Here is an 18784-nt window from a genome sequence, read left to right as displayed (position 1 = left end):
TACGTTACCACCAGGACGGATAAATTTAAATATTGTTTAAAATTTAAGTTGAGTTTTGAGATCTGTTATTAAAATGTTTAATAAATGTGTACAGAAAATGAGATTTGGTACTAGTAGAATGTGACGGGAAGCGGTATTATTCCCCCCTTTGTGATGGTACGCACGGAAGCTGTGGCTTATAGAAAACCGGCCATCGATAACCTGCGAATAACCTATGTCGAACACCTCATCATTGAGCATTCTGCGCTCGCCATCTCTGCTCACCCGTGAAATTCTGGCAGGCGTCATTACCGCTCTGGCACTGATCCCTGAAGTCATCTCGTTTTCGGTGATTGCTGGCGTTGACCCGAAAGTCAGCCTGATTGCATCCGTTGTGCTCTGTCTGAGTATGTCGTTCCTTGGCGGACGCCCGGCAATGGTCACGGCAGCGGCCGGTTCGGTTGCGCTGGTGATTGGCCCGATGGTCCACGTTCACGGCGTGGCCTACATTCTACCTGCGGTTTTATTGGCTGGCATCATTCAAATTTTGTTTGCCCTGTGCGGCATGGCCAAACTGATGCGCTTTATTCCCCAGTCGGTAATGACCGGTTTTGTTAACGCGCTCGGCATCCTCATTTTCTTTGCCCAGGTGCCCCACTTCTGGAGCCGCAGTCCGCTTATCGTCGCGCTGTTTGCCGCCACCATTCTGATCGTACTGTGGTTACCACGGGTGACAAAAAGTATCCCTTCCCCGCTGGTTGCCGTCGTGCTGCTGACGCTGTTTACCGTCACCAGCGGGCAGATTCTGCCAACCGTGGGGGATGAAGGCTCCATGAGCGGCGGCCTGCCGGGGCTGACTCAGTGGCGGGTGCCGTTTAACCTCGAGACGCTACAAATTATCTGGCCCTGCGCGCTGAGCATTGCCTTCGTCGGGCTGATGGAATCGCTGCTGACCGCTAAACTGGTGGACGATCTCACCCATACCCCCTCGAACAAAACGCGTGAAAGCGCGGGCCTCGGCATCGCCAATATGCTGGCTGGCTGCTACGGCGGCATTGCCGGGTGCGCGATGATCGGTCAGACCATCGTCAACGTGGAGATGGGAAAAGGCCGTAGCCGCGTTTCGACGGTTGCCGCCGCGCTGGTGCTGCTGCTGTTGGTCACCGCATTAAGCGAAGTGATGGCGAAGATCCCGATGGCGGTACTGGCGGGGATTATGGTGATTGTAGCCTTTAAGACCTTTAGCTGGCCAAGCCTCCAGCCCGCGACGCTCAAGCGTGCGCCGTGGCCGGAAACGCTGGTGATGCTGGTTACCGTTGGCGCAACGGTCAGTACCGGTAACCTGGCGATTGGCGTACTGGCAGGGCTCATCATGATGGCGATCGTGCCTGCACGCCTGAAGCATCGTGCGAAGCTTAAAGCAGAAACACCGTCGCCAGCCCCAGAAAAATAAAGAAGCCGCCGGTATCGGTGATCGCGGTGATCATCACGCTTGAGCCGACCGCCGGGTCACGCCCAAGCTTGGCCATGATCATCGGGATCAGCACCCCCATAATCGATGCCACCAGCAGGTTCAGGATCATCGCCAGCGTCATCACGCCGCCGAGCGCCAGGTCGTCGTACAGCAGCCAGGTGACGGTGCCCATGATGCCGCCCCAGACGATACCGTTAATCAACGCTACCCCCATCTCACGCAGGATCAGGAACGAGAAGTTACCCGGCTGAATATGCTGTAAAGCCAGCGCGCGCACGATCATGGTGATGGTCTGGTTACCGGTATTACCGCCAATGCCCGCGACGATCGGCATTAACGAGGCCAATGCCACCAGTTGCGAAATGGTGTGTTCAAAACCATCAATGACGCGCGAGGCGATAAACGCGGTACAAAGGTTAATAGCCAGCCACGCCCAGCGCGTTTTCACCGCTTTGGTCACTGGCGCAAATACGTCCTCTTCACTGCTCAGGCCGCCCATGCGACGCAGGTCGCTGTCGGTCTCTTCATAAACTACGTCAACGATCTCATCGATGGTCAGACGCCCCATCAGCTTGCCCTGCGAATCAATTACCGCGGCGCTGATCAAGTTGTCACGTTCGAAGGTACGCGCCACAATTTCCGATTTTTCTTCCGGGTGGAATGCGACCGGGTCAGATTCCATCACTTCATGAACAAGCTTATCCGCCGAATTGAGCAAAATGGTTTTCAGCTCCAGCTCGCCAATCAGCGTCTGATCGCGCTGGATAACAAACAGCTTATCGGTGTTTTCTGGCATTTTGCCCAACCGGCGCAAAAAACGCTGCACCGAGGCCAACGTGACGTCCGGGCGAATGGTAATCACCTCGAACTCCATGATCGACCCCACCTGCTCGTGGGCGTAGTTCATCACCTGGCGTACGCGCGCGCGCTCTTCCGGCGACATCGACGCCAGCAGGCGTCCGGTCAGGTCACGCGGCAGGTGCTGCACCAGGTAAATCTGTTCGTCGATATCCAGCGTTTGCAATGCATCGAGCAACGCCCGGTCGCTCATATCTTCGATGAGGTCGTCCCAGACGTTCTCCGATGCTTCCAGCAACACCTTCCCGCGACGATCGTCTTCGACCATGTTCCACAATGCATGGCGCTCTTCGGACGGTAACGCTTCCAGGGTATCGGCGAGATCCGGCGGCGGCAGGTGCGCCACTAAGCTGCCGACTTCGGCAAGGTCGTCAACCAGCGTGCCTTCATCGTACTGCTCAGCGAGCGTGAGTTTGCCCAACAGCGCGGAAGTCACGGCTTTATCGGTGGTCAGCAGCCAGATCAGGCGCTGACGCTCTTCATCGCGCAGGCGGGCGCTGTTCTTTTTCAACAGAGACATGAATAATCCTTATTCGTGAGACGTCGCCCAGCCGGATGGCCGGGCGAATTAAGCATAGCGCGGGGAGATGTAAAAAAGTTTAAACAAGCCGCCCGTACGATGAAAAAATCGGCAGAGCGGCAAAAAAAACCTTAGGCGGTGCGGGCGACCGCGTCGCGGGAAGCGCGTTCACGCTCCTCACCCACCAGCTCACTCAGCTGACCGCTACGCATTTCCAGCAGGCGGTCGGCATGAATAAAGTAGTGATCGTCATGGCTAATAGCGAAAATGGTTTTCCCCATCTGTTGCATCAGCGGTAACAATATCTGATAGAACTCACGGCGGAAGTGCGGATCCTGATCGGCCGCCCACTCATCAAGCATAATGATGTCGCGTTCTTCTGCCAGCGCCAGCAGCAGCGCCACGCGCTTCTTCTGCCCTTTCGATAGCTTGAGGTCGAGAATGCGTCCATCTTCCAGCGTAATCTTGTGCGTCATCTGCAGCTGGTTCAGCCATTTCTCAACCAGCGCCGGATCCGCCGTTTTCCCTTCTGGCCCCAGCAGCTGGTCAAACAGCCAAACGTCGGTAAATACCGCTGAGAATAACTTGCGGTAGTCTTCCGGCCTGGCGGTCGCCAGCGGCTGACCGTCCAGCAGAATCTGCCCGGATAGCGGTTGATACAGCCCGGTCAGCAACATCGCCAACGTCGATTTACCGCTGCCGTTGCCGCCAATCAGGAATACCATCTCACCGCGCTTGAGCGTCAGGTTCAGCGGCCCCACCGCGAAGGTGTTGTCTTCATAGTGGAAGGTCACGTCGCGCAGTTCCAACGTCTGCCAGTTCGGGTGCGCCGTCGGCTGCGGGAAGGTTTCCTGATATGGCGCCAGCGCGAATTTATTCAGCTTATTGAACGCCACCTGCGCGCTCAGCAGCGTGGGCAGCGCGCCCACCGCCGACAGCAGCGGCGTGCGCAGGAACAGCAGCGTAAGCGAGTATGTGGCGGCAACGTTGGTGTCGGCCCAGCCGAGACTGTTCGCCATCCAGAACACCAGACCAATGGCCCCCAGCATCATAATATTCGACCAGTTGACCGCACTCAGATGGAAGGTGTCAGCCCGTACGATATGGTGGCGGTAGTCTTTCGCATTCGGCGTGAATTTTTGTTCGAAGACATACTCCGCGCGCTCGCGGTTCAGGGTCAGCTCTTTGCGCCCTTCCAGCACCGTCTGGTAATCGTCGTACAAGCGGTCTTCGGTTTCACGCAGCGTCGCCATGTGTTTATACACCCGCGCCACCAGCACGAAACCGCCCCAGATGGTCAGCGCCATCCACAGGGCGGTAATCAGCAGCATTTTGCTCGACAACATCGCCAGGTAGGCCGCGGAACCCACGGTCAGAATAATCCCCTGCACCAATTCTGGCAGCCGCACGAAGGCAATGGTGATCGCGCGGATGTCGCTGGTCAGCCCCGCCAGTAACGCGGCGCTGCCGAGTTTCTCGACGCGCTCCACCTGAGTATCCAGGATACGTTTGATAAATTCCCGGCGCAGGCGATAGACAAAGTGATGGCCAAGCGTGGTCAGCGCCAACTGCGAACCCAGTGTGACCGCCATCAGCAGCAGCAGTAGACCAAGAAATTCCGGCAGTACGGCAAGCGTGGTATCCACCGTCTCAATCAGACGTACGTTAATAAAAGCGATAAGTCCGATACCGAGCGCGGCGCTCAACAAGCTTAAGGCGATAACGCCGATAAAAGGCCAGCGATACTGACGCCAGACAAGTAACAGAAGTTCCATAACAGTGACCAGGACAAGAAAAAACAGCCAGCAGTGTAAACTGCTGAGAGACTACATCAAGAATAATTCTTATTTTTATTCGTCATTCCGCGGCACGACGAAAGGTCAGGTTATAGCGCCACGGACCGACCTGCGGATGGCTCCCCTCTTTGAGTGGCAGAATCGCATGATAAAACAGCCGCGACTCACCGCCCCACACCACCACGTCGCCATGCTCAAGCAGCACGCGTTGCAGCGGATCGCTGCGATTCAGGCCACCGAACTGAAACACCGCGGGTAGGCCGAGCGAAACCGACACGATCGGCGCATCCAGCCGGACCTCGTCTTTATCCTGGTGCAGCGATAGCTTCGCCCCCGGCTGGTAGCGGTTTATCAAGCAGGCATCGGGGTTGAACGTGGGGTAACCCGCGCCGCTCGCCGCCTCCTGCGCCAGCTGGCGAAAGCAGTCCGGCATCGCAGGCCAGGGTTTTCCGCTGAGTGGATCAACGGCAGCATAGCAATAGCCATGACGATCCGTACTCCAGCCAAGCGGGCCGCAGTTGGTCATCGCCACCGACATGGTATAACCGCCCGGCGTGACCATATGACGAAATGGCGAAACCGCCGCCACCTGCTCGATAGCCGCCAGCAGCGCTGTGCTGTGCGCCCGCGCTAACCGACGCAAGATCATCGCGCCAGGCGCCAGCGGTTCCGACCACGGCGCTTCATCGGCAAACAAGTCTAACATTCGATCTCCTGTTCTTTTTCACGCGCGAGCAATCGGGCTTTACGGGCCACACCCCAGCGGTATCCCGACAGGCTGCCGTCGCCGCGCACCACCCGGTGACAGGGCACCAGTATCGCCAGCCGGTTTGCCGCACAGGCGCTGGCCACCGCACGCACCGCCTTTGGCCTGCCGATAGCCTCTGCCACCTGCTGGTAGCTACGGGTTTCACCGGGCGGAATGGCACGCAGCGCCTGCCAGACCTGCTGCTGGAAAGCGGTGCCGCGGATATCCAGCGGCAAGCTCAGTGCCGCCGCGCGCGATTCGAGGCTCGCCATCACAGCGGAGGTTGTCTCGCTGACGTCCGCCCCGGCAACCAGCAGCGTTGCGGCAGGAAAACTCTGCCGTAGTTCGCTAAGCAGGCCAGCCTCATCGTCACCCAACAGCACGGCGCAAACGCCGCGCTCACTGAGCGCCACCAGGCAGCGCCCTAGCGAGCACTTACCGACGGTATAGTGAATCTCCGTCGATTTGCCACCCCGACGGCGAGTACGTGCGGTCATCCCTAACAGCGCGTCGGCGTGGCGATAGTAGCTGCTGCTCGACGGAAAGCCCGCCGCCAGCACCGCCTGCGTCACCGGTTCCCCCTCGCTCAGCGCCTCACGCAGGCGGTTTGCGCGCCAGGCCTGTTGCCAGGCTTTTGGCGTTAAACCAGTGATGGATTTAAACATGCGATGGAAGTGATACGGGCTGACCGCGACCGCCTGCGCCAACGCATCAAGCGTGACCGGGCTATCCCGCTCCAACAGCCGACAGGCGTGGGCCACTTTGGCAATTTTCTGCTGCTCAGGCGAAAGCGCATCCGGCCGACAGCGTTTGCAGGGACGAAAACCGCCCGCTAGCGCCGCGCTGGCATCGCTGAAAAAACGGACGTTCTGACGCAGCGCATGACGTGCGCGGCACGAAGGACGGCAAAAAATACCGGTGGTCAGCACGGCAAAGACAAACTGACCGTCGGCTTTCGCATCGCGATCGAGAACCGCCTGCCAGCGCGCCTCGTCGTTGCGTAGAGTATCAATCGTCATAACAGTCTCCTCCTTCTAGTGTAACTGCCACAGTGCCTAAAAGGAGGAAATAAAAAACCCGCAATCTTGCTTTTTAATTTTTCCCATTGACCAGGAAAGCGCGGAACTGCGGCGACATCCAGGTGGTAAAACCATCGCCTTCTTTCATGATCATGTACACTGCCAGCCCCTGTTCGCGCACCACCTGCTGGGCTTTTTCGGTCCCCAGCACCATCAGGCCGGTATCCCAGGCGTCAGCTTCCAGTGCGGTCGGCGCAATGACGGTCACCGACACCAGCTTGTGAGTAATCGGGCGTCCGGTTTGCGGATCGATCACGTGCGAAATGCGTTTACCGTCGAGTTCATAGTAGTTGCGGTAACTCCCGGAGGTGCTGATGCCATGACCGTTAATATCGACGATCGCCTGCACCGCATTTTCCCGGTCGGTCGGTTTTTGAATCGCCACCCGCCACGGCTGGCCGTCGGCGTTCATTCCGCGACTCACCAGCGCGCCCCCCACCGAGACCAGATAACGGGAGATACCTTCTTCCGTCATCAGGCGCGCCAGATGATCGGCAGCATAGCCCTCGCCGACGGTAGAAAGATCGACGTAAAGATCGGGGATCGATTTTTGCAGATACTGCCTGTCCGCACGGTTGATAACCGTTAATTTGTCCAGACCGGTACGCGCTTTCGCGGCGTCAATCTGCGCCTGAGTTGGCGTACTGACCGGCTGTTTGTCCGGGCCAAAGCCCCAGAGATTCACCAGCGGGCCAACGGTAATGTCCATCGCGCCCTGGGTTTTACGCCCAATGCGCAACGATTCAGTGACGATATCCGCCATCGCTTCATTGACCGGCCACGGCGTGGTGCTCTGCGAGTGGTTAAAGCGCATCAGCGCCGAGTCGTTTTTCCAGGTCGACAGCAGACGATCGTCGCCATCGAGCTGGGTTTGTACCTTGCTGCGGAGCGCTTCAGCCTGGGCTTTATCCACGCCCACCACGCTTACGCGCCAGAAGGTGCCCATGGTCTTCCCTTCCAGCACGGTCACCGCCGCTTTGGGTGTTGCCGGCGCGCTGGCGTTATCACAACCCGTCAGCAGAATCACGACGCTCAACAGCGCCATTCGTAAAAAAGTCATTTCCATCCGTTATTACCCTCCTGCAATCGGCGCAAGAGTACACTAATTTGCTGAAATTCGGCACAAAAAAAGGGGCCAAAGGCCCCTTTTGCAATGGTCTTAACAGTATTAGAACTGGTAAACCAGACCCAGTGCAACGATGTTATCGGTAGAGATACCAGCGGCCTGAGTGAAGTCGTTTTTGTCCAGCAGGTTGATTTTGTAATCAACGTAGGTAGACATGTTTTTGTTGAAGTAGTAAGTCGCGCCCAGGTCGATGTATTTCAGGAGATCCTGGTCACCGAAGTCACGTACGCCGTTGTCGATGTTCTTACCTTTAGACTGCAGGTAAGCGATGGACGGACGCAGACCGAAGTCGAACTGGTACTGTGCAACCACTTCGAAGTTCTGAGCTTTGTCAGCAAAACCGTAAACGCCAGCGTTCGGGGAACCGCCGAAACGAGTTGCGTTGTAGGTCTGGGTGTACTGAGTTGCCAGATAGATGTTGTTAGCATCGTATTTCAGGCCAGCAGAGTAGGTTTCAGCGCGGTCGCCGCTACCGTAGATTTTGCTGGTTGCGCCAGTCGGAACGCCGGTGTTTTCATCACGAACAACGTAGACGCTGTTGTTCTGGTCAGTAGTACGTTTAGAAGAAGAGATCGCACCACCGATGCTGAAGCCTGCGCCCAGATCGTAGGTCAGGGAGCCGCCGAAGCCGTCACCGTTCTGTTTCAGAGCCTGACGACCGTTAGCAGTCTGGCCTTCGCCGGATACGCTGCCGTTTTTACCCTGATACTGCAGAGCAAAGTTCAGGCCGTCAACCAGACCGAAGAAGTCGGTGTTACGGTAGGTGGCAACGCCGTTAGCACGGGATTGCATGAAGTTGTCAGAACCGTAGGTGTCGCCGCCGAATTCCGGCAGAACGTCAGTCCAGGAAGTTACGTCGTAAACAACGCCGTAGTTACGACCGTAGTCGAAAGAACCAGCGTCAGCAACGCGGATACCTGCGAAGCCTACACGAGTCCATGCCTGGTCAGAAGAACCTTCAGTGTTGTTCGCCTGAACGTTGTATTCCCACTGGCCGTAACCGGTCAGCTGGTCGTTAACCTGAGTTTCACCTTTGAAGCCCAGACGCACGTAGGATTGGTCGCCGTCAGAACCGTTGTCGCTGGAGAAGTAGTGCAGGCCATCGACTTTACCGTACAGATCTAATTTGTTGCCGTCTTTGTTATAAATTTCAGCCGCATTTGCTGCGCCCGCTACCAGCAGAGCCGGTACCAGGAGGGACAGTACTTTAACTTTCATGTTATTAACCCTCTGTTATATATATATGCCTTTATATATGCCACTGCTTACTGATTAACCCTCATTAATCAGTCGGCAGACCCATTGTGCTGTAAAAACAGGAATAATCCAATAGGAATATGATACGAAAATCATTCAAATGTTTCATTTGTCCATATAGATGTTTCTAAATGTAAATTTAAGGGAACTTTTATAAGCACAAAAAGGCCGGAAAAATAGCACTAATAATCAAAAACAGAAAAATATATACACTGAATCAATGAGTTAAAAAACATGAAATGTATAGCACTGAATGGTAAAACAAAACCTTCACCCATAACTAAAATAGTCAGTGCTATCATCATTAACTTTATTTATTACCGTCATTCAGTTCTGAATGTCTGTTTACCCCTATTTCAACCGGATGCTTCGCATTCGGTTTTTTTTTACCTTTCTTTACGCAAATTTAATCAACGTATGCTACCCATCGTAAATTATAACGACTATTAACTAATCGTTTTTCAGCACAAAAAATGTCATTGCACACCGATAACAATTAATGTCTTGTTATTTGGTGCTATTTTTCCTTGTGGTTTGGTAAATAATTGTACAGCACGCGCTAAATTGTACACATTATCCACAATGTCGAATTTCTCCTGCGCTGAAATAATAAAACACCTTTTCAACATACAGGCCACCGCGCCCTCGCCCACGACGATTTTGCCTCGTTGATGCATCCTGGTGAATTTTTTGTATATACTGCCTGCAGTACAAAAACAGGGTTTGCATGCCTCAACGCGTTATAAGCTTGAGCATATCCTCATTCAGATGCCGTTATGATGGGTTACACACGCCAATGAGTCAGTCCGACAAGATGAGCCCGACGAAATTCTCCCTGCTGCCGGGGAGCATCACGCGTTTCTTCCTTCTTATGATCATTGTCCTGCTGGTGACGATGGGCGTGATGATTCAGAGCGCGGTCAACGCATGGCTGAAAGATAAAAGCTATCAGATTGTCGATATGACGCATGCCGTACATAAGCGCATTGATACCTGGCGCTACACCACCTGGCAAATTTACGACAATATTGCCGCTTCCAGCACCAATGCGGCACCCGGCGACGGCCTTCAGGAAACGCGGCTGAAGCAGGACGTCTATTATCTGGAAAAACCACGGCGTAAAACCGAAGCGCTGATTTTCGGTTCTCACGACAGCGCGACGCTCGACATTACCCAGCGAATGTCGACCTATCTCGATACCCTTTGGGGCGCAGAAAACGTGCCGTGGTCGATGTACTACCTTAACGGTCAGGACAACAGCCTGATTCTGATCTCTACGCTACCGCTCAAAGACCTCTCTTCCGGCTTTAAAGAATCGACGGTTGGCAGCATTGTCGACTCGCGCCGCGCCGAGATGCTCCAGCAGGCCAACACGCTGGATGAGCGCGAAACCTTCTCATCGTTACGACGCCTGGCCTGGCAGAACGGACGTTACTTTACGCTGCGAACCACCTTTAATCAGCCCGGGCACCTGGCGACCGTCGTGGCGTTCGATTTGCCGATTAACGATCTCGTGCCACCAACCATGTCGCTGGACAGCTTCCGTCTCGAGCCCGATCCGGCGCAGAATGCCCAGCGTAGTCAGGAGAAAGATCCGGGCGACAGCGTTGCCATCAACTTTAATAGCTCGCGCATCGAGATTACGTCGGCGCTGAATACCACCGGTATGCGGCTGGTGTGGCAGGTGCCGTTCGGCACGCTACTGCTGGATACCTTCCAGAACATCATGCTACCGCTGCTGCTGAACATTGGCCTGTTAGCGCTCGCGCTGTTTGGCTACTCCACCTTCCGTAACCTGCCCACGCGTGGCAGCACCAGCAGCAGCGTCTCCTCAAGCGGCACCAATAACGAGCTGCGCGTGCTTAGAGCCATTAATGAAGAGATTGTCTCTTTATTACCGCTGGGGTTGCTGGTACACGACCAGGAATCCAATCGCACCGTCATCAGTAACAAAATAGCCGACCATCTGCTGCCGCACCTTAACCTGCAGAACATCACCAGCATGGCGGATCAGCATCAGGGGGTGATTCAGGCCACCATCAATAATGAACTGTATGAGATTCGCCAGTTCCGCAGTCAGGTATCGCCGCGCACGCAGATTTTTATCATCCGCGATCAGGACCGTGAAGTGCTGGTGAACAAGAAGCTCAAGCAGGCGCAACGGCTGTACGAGAAAAACCAGCAGGGCCGCGCCGCGTTCATGCAGAACATCAGCGACACGCTGAAACAACCGATCAAAGCGTTGGCAAACGAAGCCAGCCACATTAATACTCCGGACAGCCAGAGGCTGGCTAATCACGCCGATCTGCTGGTTCGACTGGTGGATGAAATTCAGCTGGCCAACATGCTGGAAAACGACAGCTGGAAAGGCTCTACCACACAATTCTCACTGCAAGAGTTGATAGATGAGGTGGTGCCGGAAGTGTTGCCGTCAATCAAGCGTAAAGGACTGCAGCTACTGATCAACAATCAGGTTCCGGCCAAAGCGCAACGCCACGGTGACCGCGACGCTCTGCGCAGGATCCTGCTGCTGTTGATTCAATACGCCGTCACCACCACCCAGATAGGCAAAATTACCCTTGAGATCAGCGCCGAGGAGTCGGCGGAAGAACGTTTAACCTTCCGCATTCTCGACACCGGCAACGGCGTGTCGCATGGCGAAATCGACAACCTGCACTTCCCGTATCTCAACGATACCCAGTCGGATCGCTACGGTAAGGCCAACGCCCTCACCTTCTGGCTGTGCGATCAGCTGGCGCGTAAGCTTGGCGGGCACCTGAATATTAAGGCGCGGGAATCGCTGGGTACCCGCTATACGCTGCACGTGAAAATGCCGGTACGCGAGGAAGATGCGGAAGCGGAAGAGCTGCTGCTCGATGACGTGGTCGCCATGGTGGATATCACCTCCAACGAAATTCGCAATATTGTCACGCGTCAACTGGAAAGCTGGGGGGCAACCTGCATCAGCCCGGATGAACGCGCAACAAGTCAAGAATTTGATCTGTTTTTAACTGATAATCCGTCTAATCTTACTGCTTCCGGCTTGCTTTTAAGCGATGATGAGGCTGGAGTACGCCAAATTGGCCCTGGCCAACTGCGCGTCAACTTTAACATGAGTAACGCGATGCAGGATGCCGTGCTCCAGCTTATTGAAGAGCAACTGGCACAGGAAGAAGTCACGGAATCACCGTTGGGTGGTGATGAAAATGCCGAGCTTCAGGCCAGCGGCTATTATGCGCTGTTTGTTGATACGGTACCGGAAGATGTTAGCAGGCTGTATACTGAATCCGCGGCAAAGGACTTTGCCGCACTGGCACAGACAGCTCACCGCCTTAAGGGTGTGTTTGCCATGCTAAATCTGGTACCTGGCAAGCAGTTATGTGAAACGCTTGAACATCTTATTCGTGAGAAAGATGCATCCAGCATAGAAAAATACATCAGCGACATTGACGCCTACGTCAAGAGCTTGCTGTAGCAAGGTAGCCTTTACATGAACAATATGAACGTAATTATTGCCGATGACCATCCGATTGTGCTGTTCGGGATCCGTAAATCCCTGGAACAGATTGAATGGGTAAACGTTGTAGGCGAATTTGAAGACTCCACCGCGCTAATTAACAACTTACCAAAACTTGATGCCCACGTGCTGATTACCGACCTCTCCATGCCTGGCGACAAGTACGGTGATGGCATTACGCTGATTAAGTACATCAAACGCCATTTCCCAGGACTGGCGATCATTGTACTGACCATGAACAACAACCCGGCCATTCTGAGCGCCGTGCTGGATCTGGATATCGAAGGGATTGTGCTGAAGCAGGGCGCCCCGACGGATCTACCAAAAGCGCTGGCAGCCCTGCAGAAAGGTAAGAAATTTACCCCGGAAAGCGTCTCTCGTCTGCTGGAGAAAATCAGCGCTGGCGGCTACGGCGATAAACGTCTGTCGCCGAAAGAGAGTGAAGTTCTGCGTCTGTTCGCGGAAGGTTTCCTGGTGACCGAAATTGCCAAGAAGCTCAACCGCAGCATCAAAACCATCAGTAGCCAGAAAAAATCGGCAATGATGAAGCTGGGCGTGGAAAACGACATCGCGCTGCTGAACTACCTCTCTTCCGTGACGCTGTCGCCGTCAGACAAAGACTAAACCTTGTTGCCTATCGGGCCTGCTTTATGCAGGCCCGATAAGCGCTGCGCCATCGGGCAACCTCGCACAAATTGCCGGATGGCGGCGTTGCCTTATCCGGCCTACCAACAAAATCCCTACTCTCGCGCCTTACGCACTCTTGCCGCATACACCGTCAGCGTTTGTTTTAGCACGTCCAACGTGACCGGCTTCGACAGGCAGCTATCCATACCCGACTCCAGGCAGCGCTGCTTCTCTTCGGCCAGCGCGTTCGCCGTCACGCCAACAACCGGTAGCGTCAGCCCCAGCTGGCGGATGCGCTGGGTCAGGCGATAGCCGTCCATATTCGGCATGTTAACGTCGCTCAGCACGATATCGATATGGTTCTTACTCAGCACGTTCAGCGCGTCAACGCCATCGTTGGCCGTCTTACACTGATAGCCTAACGATCCTAACTGATCGGCCAGCAGGCGACGGTTAATCGGATGATCGTCAACCACAAGGATCATCATATCGTCGTTGCTGTCCTCAGGCACTTCCGGCGTCGATTGCAGTTCTTCCGCGCCGCTCGTCGCCACCTTAACCCGATAAATGCGCCCCAGCAGAGTCATCAATTCATGTGGCGAAACGATGCTGTGCACCCATTGTCCCGGCGCGAACTCCTGCGGAATGCCGATATGGCGACGGCAGAAGACCACCGCAGCCCTCCCCGCCCACGGCTGCGAGAGTTCATCATCGGTGATTAATACATCATCCGGCGCCGGCGTTTCGCCATCATAAATCTGCACGTTCATGCCGTGGAAAGCGAGCAGCGACTGAATAAAATCAGCGAGCGAGGCGTTACGCACCGCCAGCCAGCAGCGAATCTTCGCCAGACCGTCAATCTCCAGCGGCGTGGCGTCCTGCTCGCCGTACAGCGGAATGCGCAGCGTAAACTGGCTCCCCATACCCGGCTCGGTATCGACGGCAATATCGCCATCCATCATATTGACCAGCTTTTCACAAATCGCCAGTCCCAGCCCGGTCCCCTGGAAATTACGCTGCACGCCGGTACCCACCTGGAAGAACGGATCAAACAACCGCACCGCCTCTTTGGCCGGGATCCCAACGCCGGTATCGCGAATACTGATACTCAGGTAGTAACCTTCACGCTTGAGATGCAGCACGATGCAGCCGATATCGGTGAACTTAATGGCATTGCTCAGCAGGTTAGAAATGACCTGCTGAAGGCGCATCGGGTCGCCCATCAGCTTCGTCGGCACATCCGGCTCTATAAAGCAGTACATTCCCAGCTGTTTTCTGACCACCAGCGGCAGATAGTTGGCGGTGATGTGGTTCATCACCTCTTTTGGTGAGAATTCACGCGGCTCAATTTTCAACTGCTCGGACTCAATTTTCGAGAAGTCGAGAATATCGCTGATGATTTTCAGCAGCAGCCCGGAGGAGTTATTCATCGCCGTCACCAGACGGTCGACGCCCTTTGGCAGCTCTTTCGTTTGCAGCAGGTCAAGGTTACCAATAATCCCATACAGCGGCGTGCGCAGCTCGTGGCTGACGGTAGCAAGGAACATGGATTTCGACTGGCTAGCCTGTTCAGCCGCCTGCGCCATTTCCTGTAACGACTCTTCCATTTTGACGCGTGAACTGACGTCCACCAGCACGCAGATCGCCACGTTTTCGTTGCGATAGCGCGAATGCACAAAGCTAATTTGCAGGTTGGTATTGTTGCTGGTCAGTACGTCGACGAAGTTAACCTGCTGACCACAGATAATCTGCGTCAGACGCTGGCGGTCTTCGTGGGTCAACATGTTGAGATAATTGTGCGCCAGCTCGTTACTCAGGATATTGGTACCGTCCTGGGTACGCAGAATACAGATCCCTACCGGCGCCGAGGCGACGATTTTGCGGTTGAACTGCTCGTGTTCTTCGAGACGTAATGCGTCAGATTCAGCCGGTAAGAAAATACGACGCTCGTACATACGCGCCATGGTAAACAACGCGATACCGGTCAGCAGGTTCAACAGCAGAGCATTCAGCACCAGAATGCGAATGCGCTCCAGGACCGCGTCCAACGGCACTGAATAGACAATGCTTAATGACGAAGGCGCCAGCGTTTTCTTCAGCACCAGCTCGCGATATCCGGCTGTGTAGCCAAACCACAGCCGCTCTTGCAGGCCGCGCGTGCTGATACGCAGGCGTGTATCCGGCCCGGCCAGCGAGATCAGCGTGTTGCCATTATCATCCAGAATTGACACGCCCATGGGCATACTGCCCGGAGTAAAGAAGTTTTCGGCGCGGATGGTTTGCTCCACGCCCAGCAGTGCCTGCAGGCGGTTAGCCAGATAAACCGGCGTCAACGCGTAGAAGTAGCCGACGCTTTGGCGCGGCCCCTGTCCCACCCAGAACAGATTGCCGCCGCGATCGTCCTGCGGCGCGTTGCGGTAGTCCATAATCCGCTGGTGCAGCTCTTTCAGCGCTTCGGTTCGCTCCACCGGCATTTCACGCAGGCCAAAGTTGGCCATACAAAGATTGTCGCTGCCGATCAGAAAGACACGGTTAAGGTCGTAGGCCGCCGAGAAATTTTCGCGCCAGTAGCGCAGGAACCAGGCCAGCGACTCCAGCGGCCCGCGCCAGGTGGTATCGAGCGCGCCGCAGTCGGAGTCGGAGAATAGCGGCTCAAAATCCGGCACGTCAGAACTGTCTTTTGAGGAAATGGCGGGCAACACGCCGTTGGCGGCGGTTAAGCGGTTTTCCGCAATGTACTTCAGCTCCTTTATCACATCGGAGGTTCGCTGGAAGTAGCGCTGCGCCTGATCGGAATTGAGGTTAAATTCCTGGCGGATTTCAGACTCTTTCTGATGCAGAGCATTCACAATATAGAACACCGACACCAGCGCGATAAGCAGCCAGAGTAGCAGCGCCAAAGCCCGGAACAGGTAGCGTGAGACTTTCAGCGTGGTGCGAAAGGAGACAAGATATTTCAAGTTGACGAAACTCCGCCGTCAATGGCAAACAGGATGTGGTTAAGGTAGCGGTAAAAGACTTTTACCGCAATGTTAATGAAAAAAGGGCCGGTTTTCACCAGCCCTTTCGCAACGTTGGGTACGATTACTCTTCTGCGTCGTCCGCAACGTCGTCATCGCTGTCGGTTTCCGGCGCGATTTCATCATCGCCTTCCGCCACGCTACCGTCGATAGCGTCCAGCTCTTCGTCGTCAACCGGTTCGGCCACGCGCTGCAGACCCACCACGTTCTCATCTTCCGCCGTACGGATGAGGATCACGCCCTGAGTGTTACGCCCTACCACGCTGACTTCCGACACGCGCGTACGCACCAGCGTACCCGCATCGGTGATCATCATGATCTGGTCGCAGTCGTCAACCTGTACCGCGCCCACGACGGCACCGTTACGCTCGGTCACTTTGATAGAGATAACGCCCTGCGTCGCACGCGACTTGGTCGGATACTCTTCAGCCGCGGTACGTTTACCGTAGCCATTCTGGGTCACGGTCAGGATCGCGCCTTCGCCGCGCGGAACAATCAGCGACACCACGCTGTCTTTTTCCGCCAGCTTGATACCGCGTACACCAGTCGCAGTACGACCCATCGCACGCACGGCATCTTCTTTAAAGCGCACCACTTTACCCGCTGCGGAGAACAGCATGACTTCATCGCTTCCGGAAGTCAGGTCAACGCCAATCAGCTCGTCACCTTCGTTCAGGTTCACCGCGATAATACCGGCAGAACGCGGACGGCTGAACTCGGTCAGCGCCGTTTTCTTCACGGTACCGCTGGCGGTCGCCATAAAGACGTTCACGCCCTCTTCGTACTCGCGAACCGGCAGAATAGCGGTGATACGTTCGTTCGCTTCCAGCGGCAGCAGGTTAACGATCGGACGGCCACGCGCGCCGCGGCTCGCTTCCGGCAGCTGATAGACCTTCATCCAGTACAGACGACCACGGCTGGAGAAGCAGAGGATCGTGTCGTGGGTGTTGGCCACCAGCAGGCGGTCGATAAAGTCTTCTTCTTTAATACGGGCTGCTGACTTACCTTTACCGCCACGACGCTGAGCTTCGTAATCGGTAAGCGGCTGATACTTGACGTAACCCTGGTGAGACAGCGTGACGACAACATCTTCCTGGCTGATCAGATCTTCGATATTAATATCGGCGCTGTTGGCGGTGATTTCGGTACGACGCTCGTCGCCAAACTGTTCGCGAACCAGCTCCAGCTCTTCGCGGATCACTTCCATCAGACGCTCGGCGCTGCCCAGAATGTGCAGCAGTTCTGCGATCTGTTCCAGCAGCTCTTTGTATTCGTCGAGCAGTTTTTCATGCTCAAGGCCGGTCAGTTTCTGCAGTCGCAGATCCAGAATCGCCTGCGCCTGCTGTTCGGTCAGGTAATATTTACCGTCACGCACGCCAAACTGAGGTTCCAGCCATTCCGGACGCGCTGCATCGTCGCCCGCACGTTCCAGCATCGCGGAGACGTTGCCCAGATCCCACGCCTGTGCCACCAGACCCGCTTTCGCTTCGGCCGGCGTTGGTGCGCGACGGATCAGTTCAATGATCGGGTCGATGTTCGCCAGCGCAACCGCCAGCGCTTCCAGGATGTGCGCACGGTCGCGCGCTTTACGCAGTTCAAAGATAGTACGACGCGTCACCACTTCACGACGGTGGCGAACAAACGCGGCGATGATATCTTTCAGGTTCATGATCTTCGGCTGACCATGGTGCAGCGCAACCATGTTGATACCGAAGGAGACCTGCAGCTGGGTCTGGGAATAGAGGTTGTTCAGCACCACTTCCCCGACCGCGTCGCGTTTCACTTCAATCACGATGCGCATACCGTCTTTATCAGACTCGTCGCGCAGCGCGCTGATGCCTTCAACGCGTTTATCTTTTACCAGCTCGGCGATTTTCTCGATCAGGCGCGCTTTGTTCACCTGATACGGAATTTCGTGCACGATGATGGTTTCACGACCGTTTTTCGGGTCAACTTCCACTTCCGCGCGCGCGCGAATGTATACTTTGCCGCGACCGGTACGATAGGCTTCTTCAATTCCGCGGCGGCCGTTGATGATGGCGGCAGTCGGGAAGTCCGGGCCTGGGATGTGTTCCATCAGGCCTTCGATAGTGATGTCTTCATTATCGACATAGGCCAGACAGCCGTTGATCACTTCCGTCAGGTTATGCGGCGGAATGTTGGTCGCCATACCTACGGCGATACCGGACGAACCGTTAACCAGCAGGTTAGGAATTTTGGTCGGCATGACGTCCGGAATTTTTTCCGTGCCGTCATAGTTGTCCACGAAATCCACCGTCTCTTTTTCGAGATCGGCCATCAGTTCGTGAGCAATTTTCGCCAGACGGATTTCCGTATAACGCATTGCCGCGGCGGAGTCGCCGTCGATTGAACCGAAGTTCCCCTGGCCATCCACCAGCATGTAGCGCAGCGAGAACGGCTGGGCCATACGAACGATGGTGTCATATACCGCGGAGTCGCCGTGCGGGTGGTATTTACCGATCACGTCACCAACGACACGGGCTGATTTTTTGTAGGCTTTGTTCCAGTCATTGCCCAATACGTTCATGGCGTAAAGTACGCGACGGTGTACCGGCTTCAGGCCATCTCGGACATCCGGCAGCGCGCGGCCAACAATGACCGACATCGCATAATCCAGATAAGAGTTCTTAAGCTCTTCCTCAATGTTGACCGGTGTAATTTCTCTCGCAAGGTCGCTCATCTAACCGCTATCCCTCTACTGTATTCCCGGATTCAAAGGTCGCAAATTATAACACATTAGCGTAAAGACAGGTAAACCCATT

General features: G+C 55.3%; 12 protein-coding genes. 3 read left to right on the top strand and 9 right to left on the bottom strand.

The window, feature by feature from the left end; translation table 11 throughout:
* Positions 1 to 214: 214 nt before the first annotated feature.
* Positions 215 to 1432: a SulP family inorganic anion transporter gene (locus M989_RS07890; RefSeq protein ID WP_064544023.1), complete on the top strand. Its 1218-nt coding sequence runs from the start codon at positions 215 to 217 to the stop codon at positions 1430 to 1432.
* Here the strand turns inward: M989_RS07890 and mgtE are convergent.
* The 7 genes from mgtE to M989_RS26030 all read right to left on the bottom strand — a co-directional run bounded on the left by mgtE (position 1395) and on the right by M989_RS26030 (position 9514).
* Entirely contained in the window at positions 1395 to 2831 is a 1437-nt protein-coding gene (gene mgtE / locus M989_RS07885) for a magnesium transporter (RefSeq protein ID WP_064544021.1), read from the bottom strand. The two genes, M989_RS07890 and mgtE, sit on opposite strands and share 38 nt — an antisense overlap.
* A 131-nt stretch (positions 2832 to 2962) precedes the next feature.
* Positions 2963 to 4606 (bottom strand): multidrug ABC transporter permease/ATP-binding protein, encoded by a 1644-nt coding sequence (locus tag M989_RS07880; protein ID WP_064544019.1) that lies wholly within the window; start codon positions 4604 to 4606, stop codon positions 2963 to 2965.
* Positions 4607 to 4688: 82 nt separating this feature from the next.
* Entirely contained in the window at positions 4689 to 5333 is a 645-nt protein-coding gene (gene alkB / locus M989_RS07875) for a DNA oxidative demethylase AlkB (protein WP_064544017.1), read from the bottom strand.
* Entirely contained in the window at positions 5327 to 6394 is a 1068-nt protein-coding gene (ada, locus tag M989_RS07870; RefSeq protein WP_064544014.1) for a bifunctional DNA-binding transcriptional regulator/O6-methylguanine-DNA methyltransferase Ada, read from the bottom strand. The genes alkB and ada overlap by 7 nt, the downstream gene beginning before the upstream one ends.
* Before the next feature lie 73 nt (positions 6395 to 6467).
* Positions 6468 to 7520 (bottom strand): FAD:protein FMN transferase ApbE, encoded by a 1053-nt coding sequence (gene apbE, locus M989_RS07865; RefSeq protein ID WP_064544013.1) that lies wholly within the window; start codon positions 7518 to 7520, stop codon positions 6468 to 6470.
* 102 nt (positions 7521 to 7622) lie between these two features.
* On the bottom strand, positions 7623 to 8798 hold the full coding sequence (locus M989_RS07860; RefSeq protein ID WP_064544011.1) for a porin OmpC: 1176 nt from the start codon (positions 8796 to 8798) through the stop codon (positions 7623 to 7625).
* 515 nt (positions 8799 to 9313) lie between these two features.
* Positions 9314 to 9514, bottom strand: coding sequence for a hypothetical protein (locus M989_RS26030; protein WP_064544009.1), 201 nt, complete (start codon positions 9512 to 9514; stop codon positions 9314 to 9316).
* 119 nt (positions 9515 to 9633) lie between these two features.
* Between M989_RS26030 and rcsD the strand changes: the two genes are divergently transcribed.
* Together rcsD and rcsB are read left to right on the top strand one after the other, a co-directional pair.
* Positions 9634 to 12312: a phosphotransferase RcsD gene (gene rcsD, locus M989_RS07850; protein ID WP_064544007.1), complete on the top strand. Its 2679-nt coding sequence runs from the start codon at positions 9634 to 9636 to the stop codon at positions 12310 to 12312.
* Between the two features lie 15 nt (positions 12313 to 12327).
* Positions 12328 to 12978, top strand: a complete 651-nt coding sequence (rcsB, locus tag M989_RS07845) for a response regulator transcription factor RcsB (protein WP_064544005.1) — start codon at positions 12328 to 12330, stop codon at positions 12976 to 12978.
* A gap of 116 nt (positions 12979 to 13094) precedes the next feature.
* Here the strand turns inward: rcsB and rcsC are convergent, their stop codons facing one another.
* Positions 13095 to 15941: a two-component system sensor histidine kinase RcsC gene (rcsC, locus tag M989_RS07840; protein WP_064544003.1), complete on the bottom strand. Its 2847-nt coding sequence runs from the start codon at positions 15939 to 15941 to the stop codon at positions 13095 to 13097.
* A gap of 124 nt (positions 15942 to 16065) precedes the next feature.
* Complete coding sequence (gyrA, locus tag M989_RS07835; RefSeq protein WP_064544001.1) at positions 16066 to 18702, bottom strand: DNA topoisomerase (ATP-hydrolyzing) subunit A; 2637 nt, start codon at positions 18700 to 18702, stop codon at positions 16066 to 16068.
* Between the last annotated feature and the right edge of the window lie 82 nt (positions 18703 to 18784).

The organism is Kluyvera georgiana ATCC 51603 (genome assembly GCF_001654985.1).
GTDB lineage: Bacteria > Pseudomonadota > Gammaproteobacteria > Enterobacterales > Enterobacteriaceae > Kluyvera > Kluyvera georgiana.
Note: the sequence above shows the minus strand (reverse complement) of the source record. Positions and strands in the feature narration are given on the sequence as shown.

What these genes read in the sequence shown, in the direction of transcription:
- mgtE (WP_064544021.1), bottom strand. Translation starts at nt 2,831, where the DNA reads ATGTCTCTGTTGAAAAAGAACAGCGCCCGCCTGCGCGATGAAGAGCGT.
- M989_RS07880 (WP_064544019.1), bottom strand. Translation starts at nt 4,606, where the DNA reads ATGGAACTTCTGTTACTTGTCTGGCGTCAGTATCGCTGGCCTTTTATC.
- M989_RS26030 (WP_064544009.1), bottom strand. Translation starts at nt 9,514, where the DNA reads ATGCATCAACGAGGCAAAATCGTCGTGGGCGAGGGCGCGGTGGCCTGT.
- M989_RS07890 (WP_064544023.1), top strand. Translation starts at nt 215, where the DNA reads ATGTCGAACACCTCATCATTGAGCATTCTGCGCTCGCCATCTCTGCTC.
- ada (WP_064544014.1), bottom strand. Translation starts at nt 6,394, where the DNA reads ATGACGATTGATACTCTACGCAACGACGAGGCGCGCTGGCAGGCGGTT.
- apbE (WP_064544013.1), bottom strand. Translation starts at nt 7,520, where the DNA reads ATGGAAATGACTTTTTTACGAATGGCGCTGTTGAGCGTCGTGATTCTG.
- alkB (WP_064544017.1), bottom strand. Translation starts at nt 5,333, where the DNA reads ATGTTAGACTTGTTTGCCGATGAAGCGCCGTGGTCGGAACCGCTGGCG.
- gyrA (WP_064544001.1), bottom strand. Translation starts at nt 18,702, where the DNA reads ATGAGCGACCTTGCGAGAGAAATTACACCGGTCAACATTGAGGAAGAG.
- rcsD (WP_064544007.1), top strand. Translation starts at nt 9,634, where the DNA reads ATGAGTCAGTCCGACAAGATGAGCCCGACGAAATTCTCCCTGCTGCCG.
- rcsB (WP_064544005.1), top strand. Translation starts at nt 12,328, where the DNA reads ATGAACAATATGAACGTAATTATTGCCGATGACCATCCGATTGTGCTG.
- M989_RS07860 (WP_064544011.1), bottom strand. Translation starts at nt 8,798, where the DNA reads ATGAAAGTTAAAGTACTGTCCCTCCTGGTACCGGCTCTGCTGGTAGCG.